General features: G+C 60.4%; 13 protein-coding genes. 5 read left to right on the top strand and 8 right to left on the bottom strand.

What is annotated here, in order from left to right; translation table 11 throughout:
- Positions 1 to 20: 20 nt before the first annotated feature.
- The 3 genes from V7756_RS07525 to rlmF all read right to left on the bottom strand — a co-directional run bounded on the left by V7756_RS07525 (position 21) and on the right by rlmF (position 3,046).
- Entirely contained in the window at positions 21 to 824 is an 804-nt protein-coding gene (locus V7756_RS07525; protein WP_335609536.1) for a putative RNA methyltransferase, read from the bottom strand.
- A complete protein-coding gene (gene dapE / locus V7756_RS07520; protein ID WP_335609535.1) occupies positions 824 to 1,960 on the bottom strand; it encodes a succinyl-diaminopimelate desuccinylase in 1,137 nt (378 codons plus the stop codon). The genes V7756_RS07525 and dapE overlap by 1 nt, the downstream gene beginning before the upstream one ends.
- A 99-nt stretch (positions 1,961 to 2,059) precedes the next feature.
- On the bottom strand, positions 2,060 to 3,046 hold the full coding sequence (gene rlmF / locus V7756_RS07515; RefSeq protein ID WP_335609534.1) for a 23S rRNA (adenine(1618)-N(6))-methyltransferase RlmF: 987 nt from the start codon (positions 3,044 to 3,046) through the stop codon (positions 2,060 to 2,062).
- 240 nt (positions 3,047 to 3,286) lie between these two features.
- Here rlmF and tcdA point away from each other — a divergent pair, with 240 nt between their 5' ends.
- Complete coding sequence (tcdA, locus tag V7756_RS07510) at positions 3,287 to 4,066, top strand: tRNA cyclic N6-threonylcarbamoyladenosine(37) synthase TcdA (RefSeq protein ID WP_335609533.1); 780 nt, start codon at positions 3,287 to 3,289, stop codon at positions 4,064 to 4,066.
- Positions 4,067 to 4,434: 368 nt separating this feature from the next.
- Here the strand turns inward: tcdA and dapD are convergent, their stop codons facing one another.
- From dapD to map, 5 genes are read right to left on the bottom strand one after another with little or no spacing between them, the layout of a single operon-like run.
- A complete protein-coding gene (gene dapD, locus V7756_RS07505; protein WP_335609532.1) occupies positions 4,435 to 5,469 on the bottom strand; it encodes a 2,3,4,5-tetrahydropyridine-2,6-dicarboxylate N-succinyltransferase in 1,035 nt (344 codons plus the stop codon).
- 18 nt (positions 5,470 to 5,487) lie between these two features.
- Positions 5,488 to 5,841, bottom strand: a complete 354-nt coding sequence (locus V7756_RS07500; RefSeq protein WP_335609531.1) for an ArsC family reductase — start codon at positions 5,839 to 5,841, stop codon at positions 5,488 to 5,490.
- A gap of 3 nt (positions 5,842 to 5,844) precedes the next feature.
- Positions 5,845 to 7,041 carry a succinyldiaminopimelate transaminase gene (gene dapC / locus V7756_RS07495; protein ID WP_335609530.1) on the bottom strand — a complete coding sequence of 399 codons (1,197 nt, stop codon included), beginning with the start codon at positions 7,039 to 7,041 and terminating at the stop codon, positions 5,845 to 5,847.
- A 9-nt stretch (positions 7,042 to 7,050) separates the two neighbouring features.
- Positions 7,051 to 9,750 (bottom strand): [protein-PII] uridylyltransferase, encoded by a 2,700-nt coding sequence (locus tag V7756_RS07490; RefSeq protein ID WP_335609529.1) that lies wholly within the window; start codon positions 9,748 to 9,750, stop codon positions 7,051 to 7,053.
- Between the two features lie 35 nt (positions 9,751 to 9,785).
- Entirely contained in the window at positions 9,786 to 10,574 is a 789-nt protein-coding gene (map, locus tag V7756_RS07485) for a type I methionyl aminopeptidase (RefSeq protein WP_335609528.1), read from the bottom strand.
- 296 nt (positions 10,575 to 10,870) lie between these two features.
- On the opposite strand from map, the gene rpsB reads away from it, so the two are divergent.
- The 4 genes from rpsB to frr all read left to right on the top strand — a co-directional run bounded on the left by rpsB (position 10,871) and on the right by frr (position 14,121).
- Positions 10,871 to 11,608 carry a 30S ribosomal protein S2 gene (gene rpsB, locus V7756_RS07480; protein ID WP_335609527.1) on the top strand — a complete coding sequence of 246 codons (738 nt, stop codon included), beginning with the start codon at positions 10,871 to 10,873 and terminating at the stop codon, positions 11,606 to 11,608.
- Between the two features lie 137 nt (positions 11,609 to 11,745).
- Positions 11,746 to 12,615: a translation elongation factor Ts gene (gene tsf, locus V7756_RS07475; RefSeq protein ID WP_335609526.1), complete on the top strand. Its 870-nt coding sequence runs from the start codon at positions 11,746 to 11,748 to the stop codon at positions 12,613 to 12,615.
- Between the two features lie 210 nt (positions 12,616 to 12,825).
- Positions 12,826 to 13,560 (top strand): UMP kinase, encoded by a 735-nt coding sequence (gene pyrH, locus V7756_RS07470; protein WP_123888647.1) that lies wholly within the window; start codon positions 12,826 to 12,828, stop codon positions 13,558 to 13,560.
- 3 nt (positions 13,561 to 13,563) lie between these two features.
- On the top strand, positions 13,564 to 14,121 hold the full coding sequence (gene frr / locus V7756_RS07465) for a ribosome recycling factor (protein ID WP_335609525.1): 558 nt from the start codon (positions 13,564 to 13,566) through the stop codon (positions 14,119 to 14,121).
- Positions 14,122 to 14,134: the final 13 nt, after the last annotated feature.

The raw sequence follows: 14,134 nt of genomic DNA, 5'->3' as shown, positions 1-14,134 counted from the left end.
TGGGGCGGTTGATCCGTTGGTCATAGGCGTTCCAGCAACACCATCTGCATAGCGACTTCCAGCCCTTCGACGCCGCTGGCGCAAATGGCCTGCTGGCGCTCCGGCTGGCTGCGAAAGCCGTGGGGCGTCATGCCGATCAGGTTGCCCAGTTCGTCGGCGGGCACCTGCAGAGCATAGCGCAGGGTAGTTTGCGAGACGATGCGCAATTGCTCCGGCAGCGACTTGATCAACTCCGGAGTTGGATGTACCTCGTCGTAGAGCTTCTGGCGCAAAGCCAGCAGGTGATCGCCGTGCGGGCCGACGATGAGCACACGGCCGCCTGTGCGCAGCGTGCGCACACATTCTTCCGGCGACCAGGGGCTGAACACGCACAGCGCCGCGTCCAGGCTCTGGTCGGCCACCGGCAAGCGCGCGCTGGAGGCGACCAGCCACTGTATTGTCTTGCTGCGACGGCAGGCCTTGAGAATGGCGTCCTTGCTGATGTCGAGCCCGGCAAGGTCGGCCTGCGGCAAGGCAGCGGCCAGGCGGGCGCTGTAGTAGCCTTCGCCGCAGCCCATATCGAGCACCTTCTGTGGCGCCGGTTCCGTCAGCAGCACATTGATAGCATCGCTCACCGGCTGATAATGCCCGGCATCAAGGAACGCCTGACGGTGCGCCAGCATCTGTGGCGTATCACCCGGCTGTTTGCTGTTCTTGTGCTGCACCAGCAGCAGATTGAGATAGCCCTGACGCGCCTGATCGTAGCTGTGGCCGTTGGCGCAGCTCCAACTGCGGTCATTGGGTTCCAGTGCAGCGCGGCAATGCGGACAGATAAGCTCGATCATCAGGCCAGCAACCGCACCAGTGTGGCTTCGTAGATATCCGTGAGAATATCCAGGTCGGCGGCCTTGATGCATTCGTTGATCTGGTGAATGGTCGCGTTGACCGGCCCCAGTTCCACCACCTGAGTCCCCATGGTGGCGATGAAACGACCATCCGAGGTGCCGCCTGAGGTTGACGGCTGGGTTTCCCGTCCGGTTACCTGACGAATAGCCGCCGCCACGCCATCCAGCAGAGCGCCGGGTTCGGTCAGGAAGGGCAGACCGGAGACGGTCCAGTGCAGTTCGTACTCCAGTCCGTGCTGGTCCAGCAGATGGCGCACGCGCGCCTGCAAGCCCTCGACGGTAGACTCGGTAGAGAAGCGGAAATTGATCAGCGCCTCCAACTCGCCGGGCACCACATTGGTCGCGCCTGTGCCGGAGTGGATGTTGGAAATCTGGAAACTGGTCGGCGGGAAGAAGTCGTTGCCCGCATCCCACACTTCCGCCGCCAGCGCAGCCAATGCCGGTGCCGCCAGGTGAATCGGGTTGCGCGCCAGGTGCGGGTAGGCCACGTGGCCCTGTTTGCCCTTGACCACCAGCCGGGCGTTCAGTGAGCCGCGGCGGCCGTTCTTCACCACATCGCCCACCAGCTCGGTGCTCGAGGGTTCGCCGACGATGCACCAGTCAACCTTCTCGCCGCGCTCGACCAGCGTCTCCACGACCTTGACGGTGCCCTCGGTTGCGGGCCCCTCTTCGTCACTGGTAATCAGAAAGGCAATGGAGCCGCGATGGTTCGGGTGCTTGCTGACAAAGCGTTCAGCCGCTACCACCATGGCCGCCAAGCTGCCTTTCATGTCGGCCGCGCCACGCCCCAGCAGCATGCCGTCGCGTACGATGGGCTCGAACGGTGGCTGGTCCCAGTTTTCCAGCGGGCCGGTGGGCACTACGTCGGTATGGCCGGCAAAACAGAGCACCGGGCTCTGCTCACCGCGGCGTGCCCAGAGATTGTCCACCTCACCAAAATTGAGCTGCTCCAGCTTGAACCCGACCGCAGCCAGGCGCTCGCCCATCAATTGCTGGCAGTCAGCATCTTCCGGCGTGGTGGAGTTGCGCGAGATCAAATCGCAGGCAAGGGTGAGGGTGGGGGATAGCTCGGTCATGGCTCGCTTCGTTGGTGGTGTGTCTGGCGCACATGATATCAGAGTGGGCTGCCGGGCCAGAGCGCTGTCCAGCAGTTGTCTGTGGTGGATGACGAAAATTCAGGCCGGTTTGCTGGCTGCGGGCCAACGCGCCTTGCGCCAGGCACGACGCTGCTTCTTGTCTAGGAAGGTCCAGGCCAGCAGGCGGCTGCGCTTCTGTCCCTGCGCCATGTCGAGCACCCGCACATCGGTCGCGCCCAGCTCGCGCAGCTGTTGCGGTAGCTGCTTGAGGCTATCAGCATTGGAAACCAGGCTGCTGAACCAGAATACCTGCTGGCCAAAATCGGCACTTTCGCCGGCCATGCGCGACAGAAAGCCTGCCTCGCCTCCTGCACAATGCAGCTCATTGGCCTGGCCGCCAAAATTCAGCGTGCCGGCCCTGCTTTCGGCTTGCTTGTCCAATTGCTGCCACTTGCGCTGATTGGCGGCCCTGGCAGCTTCGGCGCTGGCGTGGAAAGGCGGATTGCAGAGGGTGAAATCGTATTGTTCGCCGGCTTTGATGATTTGGTGGAATATCTGATCGCTGCGCGGTTGCAGACGCAGGCTGATGCGTTGGGCGCAGTCGGGGTTGGCATCGAGCAGACGCTCGGCATTGTCCAGGGCAGTCTGGTCAATGTCGCTGCCGACAAAACTCCAGCCGTATTCGTGGCCGCCAATCAACGGATAGATCAGGTTGGCGCCTGTACCCAGGTCCAGGCCCAGTATTTTCCTGCCTGTGGGTATCTTGCCGTCATGGCTCTCGCCCAGCAGGTCTGCCAGGGTATGCAGGTAATCGGCGCGGCCTGGCACGGGCGGGCAGAGATAGCCTGGCGGGATGTCCCATTCACGTACGCGGTATTGCAGTTTCAGCAGAGCGCCGTTCAGCGCCTTGACCGCATCCGGATTGGCAAAGTCGAGGGTTTTGCCACCGGCGGGCGAGTCCACGAGATAGGCGCGTAGCGCGGGGTTGGCGCTACTCAGGGCGGTAAAATCATAGTGACCCTGGTGGCGGTTGCGTGGATGCAGACCGGATTTGGTCGACGCCTTGGGGCTGGTTTTGCGCGGCATGGGATATTCCCTGGTAATGGGCGCCGATTCTCCCACAGGTAGCAAGCCACAATCCACGCCAAGCGCCTTTGTGGCTTGTGCACAGAACCCGTGGATTAATCTGTGGATAACCCAAGGATAGCTGTCGCCAGCGCATAGCTGCCCTGTGCTGGCCGCAAGTGGGTGTTTATTGAGCAGCAGCGCCGCAATGCGAACAGGCTACTCACTGATATACTTGCCAGCTTGATGGCAGGGGGACCGATGACAACAGTTGATGATCCGCGTTTTGGTGGCATAGCGCGCCTGTATGGCGTTGAGGCGCTGGCGCGCCTGCAGGCCAGCCACGTGATGGTAGTGGGCGTTGGCGGGGTAGGTAGCTGGGTGGTTGAAGCCCTGGGGCGGACTGGCGTGGGCCGCATCAGTCTGGTCGATCTGGATGAAGTTTGCGTCAGCAACATCAACCGGCAGGTGCCGGCCATGGATGGCAATATCGGCAAACCTAAGGTCGAGGTGATGGCCGAGCGCTTGCGCGCTATCAATCCTCAGTGCAGCGTCAATCCGGTGCTGGACTTCATCGGCCCGGCGAATCTGGCTGAATATGTGACCGAGGATGTGGATTGTGTGATTGATTGCATCGACAGTATCAAGGCCAAGGTCGCCCTGATTGCCTGGTGCCGCCGCCGCAAGATTGCGATTATCACCACCGGCGGCGCTGGTGGACAGATCGACCCCACCCAGGTGACGGTGTCCGACCTGTCGAAAACCGTCAACGACCCGCTGGCCGCCAAGGCGCGCTCGCAGCTGCGCCGCGATCACAACTTTCCCAAGGCCGACAGCAAGCGCAGCTTCGGCGTGCCTTGCGTGTATTCAAAGGAACAGCTGCGTTATCCCATGCCCGATGGCTCGGTGTGTCAGCAGAAAACCTTCGTCGGCGAAGGCGTACGCCTGGACTGCGCCGGCGGCTTCGGCGCCGTCACCATGGTCACCGCTACCTTCGGGATGGTCGCCGCCGCACAGGCGGTGCAGCGCCTGCTGCGCTAGCGCAGCAGGCGAGCCGCAAGCCGCAAGCCGCAAGCCGCAAGCCGCAAGCCGCAAGCCGCAAGCCGCAAGCCGCAAGCTACAAGCTTCAAGCTACAAGCTACAAGCTACAAGCTACAAGCTACAAGCTACAAGCTACAAGCAAAAGCAAAAGCAAAAGCAAAACCACGGACGCGTGACGCTCCGGAGACAAAACCAGCTCTCGGGCGAGCGTATCGGTTTCCGCGTGCACAATCAGCTTGAAGCTTGAAGCTTGAAGCATGCAGCTTGCAGCTACGAAAAAGGCCCGAACCGATAACCGGAACGGGCCTCTCACATCACTGCTTGCCGCTTGAAGCTTGCCGCTTGCAGCTCACATAACCGAGCGAAGCTCAGTTATGTGCATGCAACATATCATTGAGCTGAATCGCGCTCTTGTTGGTCTTGCACTCGATGGCACCGGTCTGCGAGTTGCGGCGGAACAGCAGGTCGGACTGGTTGGCCAGATCGCGTGCCTTGACGATCTCTACCAGGTTGTCGGCGTCATCCAGCAGAGTGACCTTGATGCCGGCGGTGATGTACAGACCGGCTTCCACCGTGCAGCGGTCGCCCAGCGGAATGCCGATACCGGCGTTGGCGCCGATCAGGCAGCCTTCGCCGACCGAAATCACGATGTTGCCGCCACCGGACAGGGTGCCCATGGTAGAGCAGCCGCCGCCCAGGTCGGAACCCTTGCCGACGAAGACACCGGCAGAGATGCGACCTTCGACCATGCTGGTGCCCGCGGTACCGGCGTTGAAGTTGATGAAACCTTCATGCATGACGGTTGTGCCTTCGCCGACGTAGGCGCCCAGGCGAACACGGGCGGTATCAGCGATGCGGATACCGGCAGGGACGACGTAATCGGTCATCGACGGGAATTTGTCGATGCTGTGCACCACCAGTGACTCACCCTGCATGCGGGCGGCCATCTGGCGCTGCGGCAGTTCGTTGATGTCGATGGCGCCCTGGGTCGTCCAGGCAACGTTCGGCAGCAGCGGGAAGATGCCGGCCAGTACCACGCCGTGCGGCTTGACCAGGCGGTGCGAGAGCAGGTGCAGCTTGAGGTAAGCCTCAGGCGTCGAGGCAGGTGCTTCGTCGGTGGCCAGCACGGTGGCGACCAGTGGTCGGGTGCTGTTGGCCATTTGCGCGACCAGGGCGCCCGCTTCGGCGAAACCGGCAGCACTGAGTGCATCGGCAAGGGTGGCGCACTGGCTGGCGGCAAAGTTGATGGCCTGATTGCCTTCGTTATAGCCAAGCTGCTCGCTGACTACCTTGATCAGGGCGCTATCGGGATTCAGCAGCGGCTGGGGGTAGAAAACCTCAAGCCAGTTGCCGGCGCTGTTCTGGGTGCCGATGCCAAAGGCCAGGCTGAAACATTCGCTCATGGGGTTGTTCCTTTGATGCTATGCATTGGTGTCGAACGCGCTGGCATACCACTCCGGCTTGAAGCCGACCAGGCGCTGTGAGCCGGTATCCAGTACCGGTCTTTTGATCATCGAAGGGTTGGCCTGCATCAGGGCAATGGCCTTGTCGGTGTCGATGTCTTTCTTGTCTGCGTCGTCCAGCTTGCGAAAGGTCGTGCCCTTGCGGTTGAGCAGGGTTTCCCAGCCATGCTCTGTGCACCAGGCGCGCAAGTGCACGGCGTCGATACTTTCCTTCTTGTAGTCGTGAAAGGCGTAATCCACGCCATGTTCATCCAGCCAGGTGCGGGCCTTTTTCATGGTGTCGCAGGCTTTTATGCCATAAAGGGTGATCACGTTTTACAGGCCCTTGATGAAGTCGCGGATGCGCTCGGCGGCTTCGATGCAGTCGTTCAGCGGAGCGACCAAAGCCATGCGAACCCGTCCGGCGCCGGGATTATAACCATCAATCTCCCGCGAGAGGTAACGTCCAGGCACCACGGCGACGTTCTGTTCGGCCAACAGGCGCTGGGTGAACAGGTCATCGGCAATGGGTGTAACCGGCCATAAATAGAAGCCGGCATCGGGACGTTGCACGTCCATCACCGGTTCGAGAATCGCCAGCACGGCATCGAACTTGGCCTGGTACTGCTCGCGGTTGTCGGCCACGTGGGACTCGTCCTGCCAGGCGGCGAGGCTGGCCAGCTGGCTCTGCACGGGCATCGCGCAACCGTGGTAGGTGCGGTATTGCAGGTACGGTGCAAGCAGGCTCGCATCACCGGCGACAAAGCCCGAGCGCAGGCCAGGCAAGTTGGAGCGCTTGGACAGGCTGTGGAATACCACGCAGCGCGCGTAGTCGTCGCGACCCAAGGCAGCGCAGGCCTGCAGCAAGCCGACCGGGGCGGGGCCTGCGGGGGCATAGATTTCGCTGTAGCACTCGTCCGAGGCGATCACGAAGTCATGCTCGTCGGCCAGCTTGATAAGCTGCTGCAGGGTGTTCAGCGGGATCACCGAGCCCGTCGGGTTACCCGGCGTGCAGATGAACAGCAACTGGCAGCGCTGCCAGATATCGGCCGGCACCGCGCCGAAGTCCGGAATAAAGCCATTGCTGGCATCACAGGCCAGGTAATGCGGTTCAACGCCGGCGAGGAACGCAGCGCCTTCATAGATCTGATAGAAGGGATTGGGGCTGACTACCAGACCCTGCGGATCGCGCTGCACCAGTGCCTGGGTGAAGGAAAACAGCGCCTCGCGAGTGCCGTTGACCGGGATGATGTTGCCGCCGATGTCCAGGCTGCCGGGTTTGAGATCGAAGCGCCGGGTCAGCCAGTCGGCAATACCTTGGCGCAGCTCGGGCTTGCCCTGAGTCGTGGGGTAGACCGCTGCCTGATCCAGGTTGCCCGCCAAGGCCTCCAGCACGAAAGGCGGGGACGGGTGCTTGGGCTCGCCGATCGACAGTGAAATCGGCCGCAGGGACGGGTTGGGTGTTACCTCCGCTATCAGCGCGCGCAGCTTCTCAAAGGGGTAGGGCTGCAGGCGTTGCAGGTCGCTATTCATTCACAATCCTCAGGGGCCAATGGCAATCGGGCTGCTGTACGCCTGCTCGGTTGGCTGGGTACTGCTCAAAGTGTCGATGATGGTCTGCTGCAGGCGTTCGCACAGGGCCGGGTCGGAGAGCGCCTGGTTGTCGGCGTCAGTCAGCACGAACACGTCGTCCACGCGCTCGCCCAGGGTAACGATCTTGGCGTTCTGCACGCTGATGTCGAAGTCCAGCAGGATGCGGCCCATGCGCGCCAGCAGTCCCGGACGGTCGGGCGCGCTCAGTTCCAGAATCGTGTGCTGGCCGTTGGGGTCGTTGAAAATGGTGACCTCGGGAGCAAAGGCAAAGTGCTTGAGCTGGCGCGGCACCCGGCGCTGAATGATGGTCGGGAAGGCGTCGGGATCGGACAGCGCCTCGATCAGCTCGTCCTTGATCTGGCGGATACGCTCGGGGTTGTCACCGATGGAGCCGCCGTCGGAGTCGAGCACGATGTAGGTGTCGAGGCTGAACTGGCTGGTCGAGGTGATGATGCGCGCATCCTGAATACTCAGGTTGAGTTGATCCATCGCCGATACCGTTGCCGCAAACAGGTCGTTCTGCTCGGGTGTATAGATGAAGATCTGGGTCGCACCCTCGAATTCGCGCTGCGCGGTTTCCTTGATCAGCACCAGCGGGCCCTGGCGGCTGCTGTGCTGCACTATGGCTTCGGTGTGCCAGGCTACGTCGCTGGCGGTATGACGCAGGAAATAGTCGTCCCCCAGCTCGGACCAGAGCGCTTCGGCGTCCTCTTCCTCGATGCCGTTGCGTACCAGAATGTCCAGCGCGGCCTGCTGCGTCTGACGAATATGCTCATCGCGGTCCGGCGGGTTATCCAGGCCACGGCGCAGCGCCCGCTTGGTTTCGGTATACAGCTGGCGCAGCAGCGAGGCGCGCCAGGAGTTCCACAGCGTCGGGTTGGTGGCGTTGATGTCGGCGATGGTCAGCACGTAGAGGTAGTCGAGACGTACCTGATTGCCCATTTGTACGGCGAAGTCGTGAATCACCAGCGGGTCGGAAATGTCCTTGCGCTGGGCGGTGGTCGACATCACCAGGTGGTTCTCGACCAGCCAGGCGATCAGGTGAGTATCCCAGGCCGGTAGATGGTGACGGCTGCAGAACAGCTCGGCGTCTACTGCGCCGAGCTCGGAATGGTCGCCGCCGCGGCCCTTGGCGATGTCGTGGTACAGCCCGGCGATATACAGCAGGTCGGGTTTGGGCAGGCGGCAGAAGATGCGCCAGGCGAGCGGATAGCGGTCCTGGTATTCGGGCCAGCTCAGCTTGCGCAGGTGCTTGATCAGATTCAGCGTGTGCGCATCCACGGTGTAGATGTGGAAGAGGTCATGCTGCATCTGGCCGACGATCTTGCCGAATTCGGGCAGATAGCGGCCAAGAATGCCGTAGCGGTTCATGCGCCGCAGATTGCGATGTATGCCTTCCTTGCAGCGAAACAGCTCGATAAACAGGCTGGTATTGCGAATGTCGCTGCGAAACTCTTCGTCGATCAGGCGCCGGTGATCGCGCAGCAGGCGAATGCTGTCGGCGCGTACGCCCCGGATCTCGGGGTGCTGCGCCATCAGTACGAAGATCTCCAGAATGGCGAAGGGCGTGCGCTTGAAGACGTTGGGGTTGGTAACTTCGATGTAATGATTGCGGATCTGAAAGCGACTGTTCAGCGGACGGATATCCGCCGCTTCGGCATCACGCAGCAGTATTTCTTCAAAGTGCTGCATCAGCAGGTCATTCAGCTCGGAGAGCGACATCACTACCCGGTAGTACTTCTGCATGAAGCGCTCGACCGCCAGCTTGCTGTCGTTACCTTCGTAGCCCAGCATCTTCGCCAGGGCGCGTTGGTGATCAAACAACAGGCGGTCTTCGGCGCGGCCGGAGAGGTTGTGCAGGGCGAAGCGCACCTTCCAGAGAAAATCGCGGCCGGCGGTGAGGATGCCGTACTCGGGCTCGTTCAAAAAGCCCTGATCCACCAGCTTGCGCAAGTCATTGGTGCCGAAATGGCGCAACGCTACCCAGGCAATGGTCTGAATGTCACGCAGGCCACCGGGGGAGCTTTTCACATTGGGTTCAAGGTTGTACTCGGTATCGTTGAACTTGGCATGGCGCGCCTGCTGCTCGGCACGCTTGGCGCGAAAGAACTCGGCGTCGCTCCACATGTGCTCGGTGCCGATAGCGCCCAGCATGGCCTGACGCAGCGCTTCGTCGCCAGCCAGGGTGCGGGATTCCATGAGGTTGGTGATCACGGTCAGATCGGCGCGGGCTTCCTGTTGGCATTCCAGCACCGAGCGCACGCTCTGGCCCACTTCCAGGCCAATGTCCCAGAGCAGCATCAGGAAGGCTTCGATCGAGGCGCGAAAGTGCTCGGCCTCATCGCGTACGAGAATCAGCAGGTCGATATCCGAATGCGGATGCAGTTCGCCGCGGCCATAGCCGCCTACCGCCAGCAGCGCGATGCCCGGATCCTGCGCGCAATCGAGGCGAGCCCAGGCCTGCTGCAATATCTGATCGGTGAACCAGGCGCGCTCGTGGATCAGCTGACGGATATCGTGCCCGCCTTCAAAACGGCTTTGCAGCACGCCGTCGGCGTGCCTGATAGCCTTCTTGAAGGCGCCGATCGGACTGCTCTTGATGGCCAGCTCCGCCTGAAACTGACCGGGATCGAAAAGCGCGTTATCCATCGTCTACATCCTGGGGCAGTGACTGCCTGCTACTGCTATTGAAAGGATTCTTCGCTGCGGCGGGTGAGTACTTCATAGCCGTCTGCGGTGACCAGAATGGTGTGCTCCCACTGCGCTGACAGCTTGCGGTCCTTGGTGATGGCCGTCCAGTTGTCCCCCAGCAGGCGGGTTTCGGCCCGGCCCTGGTTGATCATCGGCTCGATCGTGAAGGTCATGCCTTCCTTCAGCTCCATGCCAGTGCCGGCGCGGCCATAGTGCAATACCTGAGGCTCTTCGTGGAATACCTTGCCGATGCCGTGTCCGCAATACTCGCGCACCACGCTGTAATGGTTGGCGTGGGCGTGGTCCTGAATGATCTGGCCAATATCGCCCAGGCGTGCGCCGGGGCGAACCACCGAGATACCTTTATACAGACATTCCTGGGTGATGCGCGCCAGGCGCTCCACCCATTCCGGCGCTTCGCCGACAATGAACATCTTGCTGGTGTCGCCGTGGTAACCGTCCTTGATAACAGTCACGTCGATATTCAGCGCATCGCCATTCTTCAGCGGCTTGTCATTGGGTATGCCGTGACAGACCACATGATTGATCGAAGTGCAGATCGACTTGGGAAAAGGCATCCGGCCCGGCGCGCCGCCGTAGTTCAGAGGCGCCGGAATGGCCTGTTGAACATTGACTATATGGTTGTGGCAAATGCGGTCCAGCTCGTCGGTGGTGACGCCAGGCTTGACGTGTTCGCCGATCATCTCCAGCACCTCAGCCGCCAGGCGTCCGGCTACGCGCATGCCGGCAATGTCTTCCGGGGTCTTGATGGATACGGTCATGACAGGATTCTCTTGATTGAACGCCAGCAGGCGAAAGTGACAAACAGAGGATTCTATCAGACCTCGGCGCGGCTGTTGAGCCGCTGTGCAGAGCAGTCTATGGTCGGCAGAACTTTATTCGCAACTCCATATATGGTATAAAGCGCCGCGCCTGAGCAAAGACCGGTTTTCCGGGGTGTTTTCTGCTGGCTCAGGTGAACCTTAAATCCGCACACGTATCGTCACGGTGTCCTGGGTGCCCTTCGGGGTTGGACATTGGGATGCGTGGAGGCCAAACCCGACATACTGGAGTTATCATGACCCAAGTTTCTATGCGTGACATGCTGAAGGCCGGTGCGCACTTCGGCCACCAGACCCGTTACTGGAACCCGAAAATGGGCAAGTTCATTTTCGGCGCTCGTAACAAGATCCACATCATCAACCTTGAAAAAACCATGCCGATGTTCCACGACGCCCTGAGCTTCGTGGAGAAACTGGCCGCTGGCAAGAACAAGGTTCTGTTTGTCGGCACCAAGCGCGCTGCCAGCAAGATCATTGCTGATGAAGCCGCTCGCGCCGGTCAGCCCTATGTTGATCATCGCTGGTTGGGTGGCATGCTCACCAACTACAAGACCATCCGCCAGTCGATCAAGCGTCTGCGTGACCTGGAAGTTCAGGCTCAGGACGGTACTTTTGCCAAGCTGACCAAGAAAGAAGCGCTGATGCGCACACGCGATCTGGAGAAGCTGGATCGTGGTCTGGGTGGTATCAAGGACATGGGCGGCCTGCCTGACGCCCTGTTCGTGATCGATGTTGAGCACGAGCGCATTGCCATCACTGAAGCCAACAAGCTGGGTATCCCGGTCATCGGCATCGTTGACACCAACAGCAGCCCTGATGGCATCGATTACGTTATTCCCGGTAACGACGACGCCATCCGCGCCATCAAGCTGTACGCAGCTGCCGTTGCCGATGCAGTTCTGCGCGGCAAGAACAACGCCGGCGGTGCTGACGAGTTTGTTGAAGAAGCTGCGCCGGAAGCCTCCGAAGGCTAAGGTGCAGGCGGCGATTTTCATGCCGTAAAAAAGGGGGCTATGCCCCCTTTTTGCAATATCCTGAAAGCAACATGATATGGCGGCCCTGTTTATTCCTGCGGGCCACCCACAGTCAAAGTAATCTAGAGGATTATTTCATGTCACAGATTTCTGCAGCCATGGTCAAAGAACTGCGCGAGCGCACTGGCCAGGGCATGATGGAGTGCAAGAAAGCACTGGTTGCCGCTGAAGGCGACATTGAAAAGGCGATTGACGACATGCGCGCTTCCGGCGCCATCAAGGCTGCCAAGAAAGCCGGCAACATCGCTGCTGAAGGCGCCATCGCGGCCAAGGTCGCCGATGACAAGAAGTCAGCCGTCATTATCGAAGTCAACTCCCAGACCGACTTCCTGGCTCTGCAGGAAGACTTCAAGGGTTTTGTTGCTGCCAGCCTGGACAAGGCTTTCGCTGCTGGTTATACCGACGCTGCGCCGCTGATTGCCGAGCAGGAATCTGCCCGCGAAGCTCTGGTTGCCAAAACCGGCGAGAACGTCAACATCCGTCGCCTGACCCGCGTTGAAGGTGATGTTGTGGGCGCCTACCTGCACGGTCACCGCATCGGTGTTGTGGTTACCCTCAAGGGTGGCAGTGAAGAGCTGGCTCGCGATATCGCCATGCACGTTGCCGCCAGCAACCCGCAATTCCTCGATCCCTCTCAGGTATCCGAAGACGCCATTGCCAAGGAAAAGGAAATTTTCCTGGCACTGAACGCCGACAAGATTGCCGGCAAGCCGGACAACATCGTCGAGAACATGGTCAAGGGTCGCATCAACAAGTTCCTGGCCGAAGGCAGTCTGGTTGAGCAGGCCTTCATCAAGGACCCTGAAGTCAAGGTCGGCGATCTGGCCAAGAAGGCCGGCGCAGAAGTGCTGTCCTTCGTTCGTTTTGAAGTGGGCGAGGGCATCGAGCGTGCCGAAGTCGACTTCGCTGCCGAGGTGGCTGCACAGCTGGCCGCTTCCAAGCAGTAAGTAGGATATAGTGCACCCTGACCAGTGCACCGCAGCAGCCCCAGGGCTAGGCTTAGGATTAGTCCCAGGGTTGCTGCGAACAGGTTGACCGAAGAGGCTTCCCGCGCAGGCGTGAAGCCTCTTTTTCAAGAAATACTGAACAAGTGGCCGCCGCCGTTGTCAGGTGGGACTTGTTGAGTGTTTCTCCATTCCAGCGCAGGAGAGTCAAGCATGGCCCAGGTGCCCAGCAGCCGCCAACCCAAGTACAAACGCATTCTTCTCAAGCTCAGCGGCGAAGCCCTGATGGGAACCGAGGGCTTCGGCATCGATCCCAAAGTGCTCGATCGCATGTCGTTGGAAATAGGCCAGTTGATCGGCATTGGGGTGCAGATTGGTCTGGTTATTGGTGGCGGTAACCTGTTTCGCGGCGCCGCGCTGCATAGTGCCGGCATGGATCGTGTGACTGGTGACCACATGGGTATGCTGGCCACCGTGATGAACGGCCTGGCCATGCGCGACTCGCTTGAGCGCTCCAATATTCAGACTCGCGTCATGTCGGCCATTACCATGGAAGGCGTGACCGAGCATTACGACCGCCGCAAGGCGATGCGCTACCTCGCCGGAGGTGACGTGGTAATATTCTCCGCCGGGACCGGCAACCCGTTCTTCACTACTGATACCGCTGCCTGTTTGCGTGGCATCGAGGTAGATGCAGATCTGGTTCTCAAGGCCACCAAGGTAGATGGCGTCTATAACGCCGACCCGATGAAGGATCCCAACGCCGAGCGTTTCGACAGCCTGAGCTATGATCAGGTGCTGGATCTGAAGCTGGAAGTGATGGACCTCACCGCGATCTGTCTGATTCGCGACCACAAGATGCCTTTGCGGGTGTTTAACATGAACAAGCCAGGGGCGTTGCTGAATGCGGTAGTGGGCAGCGCCGAAGGAACATTGATCGAGGGTTGAGAAATGATCAACGAAATCAAGAAGGATGCGCAGGAGCGCATGGGCAAGTCGGTAGAGTCGCTGGGTCATGCTTTTGCCAAGATCCGCACCGGCCGTGCCCACCCGAGCATTCTGGATAGTGTGATGGTGAATTGCTATGGCGCTGATACACCACTGCGTCAGGTGGCGAACGTGAACGTCGAAGATTCTCGTACCCTGGCGCTGAGCGTCTTTGACCGGAGCCTGATTCAGGCGGTCGAGAAGGCGATCATGACTTCGGATCTGGGGCTCAATCCAGCCACTGCCGGCACCACCATCCGTGTACCCATGCCCGCGCTGACCGAAGAGACCCGCAAGGGCTACACCAAGCAGGCGCGCTCCGAAGCGGAAAACGCCCGGGTAGCGGTACGTAACATCCGCCGTGATGCCTTGAGCCAATTGAAGGATCTGCAGAAGGAAAAGGCAATCAGTGAAGACGAAGAACGCCGTGCAGCCGATGACGTACAGAAGCTGACCGACAAGTTCATCGCCGAAGTCGACAAGGCTCTGGAAGCCAAGGAAACTGACCTGATGGCCATCTAATGGCCAACCGTTG

Origin of the sequence: Halopseudomonas sp., assembly GCF_036961105.1 — a bacterium.
Classification (GTDB): domain Bacteria; phylum Pseudomonadota; class Gammaproteobacteria; order Pseudomonadales; family Pseudomonadaceae; genus Halopseudomonas.
This window is presented reverse-complemented; position numbering and strand designations above follow the sequence as displayed.

Coding starts and splice junctions, on each gene's coding strand:
- rlmF (WP_335609534.1), bottom strand. CDS start 3,046: ATGCCGCGCAAAACCAGCCCCAAGGCGTCGACCAAATCCGGTCTGCAT.
- tcdA (WP_335609533.1), top strand. CDS start 3,287: ATGACAACAGTTGATGATCCGCGTTTTGGTGGCATAGCGCGCCTGTAT.
- rpsB (WP_335609527.1), top strand. CDS start 10,871: ATGACCCAAGTTTCTATGCGTGACATGCTGAAGGCCGGTGCGCACTTC.
- frr (WP_335609525.1), top strand. CDS start 13,564: ATGATCAACGAAATCAAGAAGGATGCGCAGGAGCGCATGGGCAAGTCG.
- V7756_RS07525 (WP_335609536.1), bottom strand. CDS start 824: ATGATCGAGCTTATCTGTCCGCATTGCCGCGCTGCACTGGAACCCAAT.
- pyrH (WP_123888647.1), top strand. CDS start 12,826: ATGGCCCAGGTGCCCAGCAGCCGCCAACCCAAGTACAAACGCATTCTT.
- dapE (WP_335609535.1), bottom strand. CDS start 1,960: ATGACCGAGCTATCCCCCACCCTCACCCTTGCCTGCGATTTGATCTCG.
- dapD (WP_335609532.1), bottom strand. CDS start 5,469: ATGAGCGAATGTTTCAGCCTGGCCTTTGGCATCGGCACCCAGAACAGC.
- V7756_RS07490 (WP_335609529.1), bottom strand. CDS start 9,750: ATGGATAACGCGCTTTTCGATCCCGGTCAGTTTCAGGCGGAGCTGGCC.
- tsf (WP_335609526.1), top strand. CDS start 11,746: ATGTCACAGATTTCTGCAGCCATGGTCAAAGAACTGCGCGAGCGCACT.
- dapC (WP_335609530.1), bottom strand. CDS start 7,041: ATGAATAGCGACCTGCAACGCCTGCAGCCCTACCCCTTTGAGAAGCTG.
- map (WP_335609528.1), bottom strand. CDS start 10,574: ATGACCGTATCCATCAAGACCCCGGAAGACATTGCCGGCATGCGCGTA.